The sequence below is a fragment of the Mesorhizobium sp. M7A.F.Ca.CA.001.10.2.1 genome (assembly GCF_003998575.1).
Taxonomy (GTDB): Bacteria; Pseudomonadota; Alphaproteobacteria; order Rhizobiales; family Rhizobiaceae; genus Mesorhizobium.
This window is the reverse complement of sequence record NZ_RZQY01000851.1, coordinates 1-2122: the sequence shown is the minus strand read 5'-3', so window position 1 is coordinate 2122 and position 2122 is coordinate 1. Positions and strand designations below refer to the sequence as shown.

At 64.6% G+C, this 2122-nt stretch carries 2 protein-coding genes and 1 pseudogene; all 3 read left to right on the top strand.

Features of this window, described 5'->3' with window-relative positions:
• Window positions 1-264: pseudogene (locus tag EN964_RS32600) on the top strand (sugar ABC transporter ATP-binding protein); the annotation flags it as partial.
• Entirely contained in the window at window positions 261-1577 is a 1317-nt protein-coding gene (locus EN964_RS32595; RefSeq protein ID WP_127267672.1) for an ABC transporter permease, read from the top strand. The pseudogene EN964_RS32600 and the gene EN964_RS32595, both read left to right, overlap by 4 nt.
• A partial coding sequence (locus tag EN964_RS32590) for a substrate-binding domain-containing protein (protein ID WP_164776224.1) occupies window positions 1574-2122 on the top strand: 549 nt, incomplete at its 3' end. The genes EN964_RS32595 and EN964_RS32590, both read left to right, overlap by 4 nt.

Sequence of the window (2122 nt, the reverse complement as noted above, 5' to 3'; positions counted from 1 at the left end):
GTGCTGTTGCTCGACGAGCCGACGCGCGGCATCGATGTCGGCGCCAAACGCGAGATCTACGACCTGATCTTCAAGCTGGCGCGCGACGGTCTCGCCATCGCCGTCATCAGCTCCGAACTGCCGGAGCTGCTGCACCTCTCCGACCGCATCCTGGTGATGGCCGATGGCCGCCAGACAGGCATTCTTTCCCGCGACGCGGCCAGTGAGGAGGCCATCATGCGCCTCGCCGCCCCGCGCCGGACCATATCGAGACCAGCCGCATGACCGTTTTGAAACTCCTGTCCCGGACCAAGCTCTATTGGGGCCTGATCGCCATCTTCCTGATCGGTGTCCTGGGCTCGCCGATGAGCTCGAAGGGCAACAACATCTTCCTCTCCTACGGCAATCTGCTCGATGTGCTGCGCCAGGTGTCGACCACCGGCCTGATCGCCACTGGCATGACGGCTGTCATCATCACCGGCGGCATCGATCTCTCCGTCGGCTCGCTAATGGCCATCTGCTCGGTGGTCTGCGCCATGCTGCTGACGGTTCCAGGCGTGACGCCGGGCGTCGTGCTGGGCGTGCCAACCGTCGCCCTGGTGGCGCTTTGCCTCGGTTTCGTCGTCACCCGTTTCATTTTCCAGAACCTGGCAAAATCCCGTGCCGGCGCCGACCTCCTCCGTGAGATCAAGCTGGACGGGATTCGCGGCCTGGTCACGCCCGCCGTCGTCGGCGTGGTCCTGTGCTGCCTGTCGCTGTGGTTTCTGCTGCCGCAGATCGAGCCGAAATTCGGTGTGCTCGGCGTGCTGCTGGTGGCGCCGTGCGTTGGTTTGCTGTTCGGCGCGCTCAACGGCTTCATCATCGTTGCCGGGCGCCTGCAGCCCTTCATCGTCACCCTGGCGATGATGGTGACGGCGCTCGGCATCGCACGGCTGACCGCCGGCCAGAACAATGCGGTGCTGCCGGTCTATACCGGCTCCAACGCGACCGCCGATTTCGAGATCCTGCGCTCGCTGGTGTTCGGCATCATCCCGATGCCGGGCCTGTTCTTCCTCAGCGCCATCCTGATCTATGGCGCGGTGCTGCGCTTCACGCCGTTCGGCCGCTATGTCTATGCCATCGGCGGCAACGAGGAGGCGGCGCGCCTCTCCGGCATCGCCGCCGGCCGCGTCAAGATCGCAACCTATGCCGTCTCGGGGCTGCTCGCCGGCATCGCCGCCGTGCTCTATGTCGCACAGTACCGGCAAGGCAAGCCGGATGCCGGCGCCGGGCTGGAGCTCGACGCCATCGCCGCCGTGGTCATCGGCGGCACCAGCCTGATGGGCGGGCGCGGCAGCCTCACCGGCACGTTCTGCGGCGTGCTGATCTTCGGTCTGCTCTCCAACATCCTGCAGCTCCACAACATCAATTCGAACCTTCAGCTGGTGCTGAAGGGGATGATCATCATCGGCACCGTGCTCGTGCAGGAGCGCAATGCCGGTGATCTCCTGGCCTATCTGCGCCTGCCCGGCGGGCAATCGGCGCACAAGGAAACGGCCGCGGCAAAGCGGCCGTCGCAAGAGACACCGTCTCTCAATCTCGGAGGAAACAAAAAATGAAACGACGTGACATGCTGAAGCTTGCTGCAGTGACCGCGGCACTGCTGACCACCACCGCGCTTCTGACCACCGGCAATGCCTTCGCCCAGGACAAGAAGTGGAAGATCGGCTTCTCGCAGGTGACGACCATCGAGCCCTGGCGCGCGCAGTTCAACAAGGACATTCTGGCCGAAGCCGCCAAGCATCCCGAGGTCGAACTGATCATCACCGACGGCGAGGACAAGACCGAAAAGCAGGTCGCCGATGTCGAGAACCTGATCCGCCAGGAAGTCGATGCGCTGTTGGTGTCACCGAAGGAATCGGCCGGCCTGACCGGCGTCGTGCAGCAGGCGATCGATGCCAAGATCCCGGTCTTCGTGCTCGACCGCAATGTCGAGACCAAGGACTACACGCAGTTCGTCGGTGGCGACAACGCGCTGATCGGCCGCGCGGCCGGCGAATATGCCGTCGAACTGCTTGGCGGCAAGGGCAAGGCTGCAGGCAACGTCGTCGAGATCTGGGGCGGCATGGGCACCCAGCCGGCGCATGACCGCCACGACCTGTCT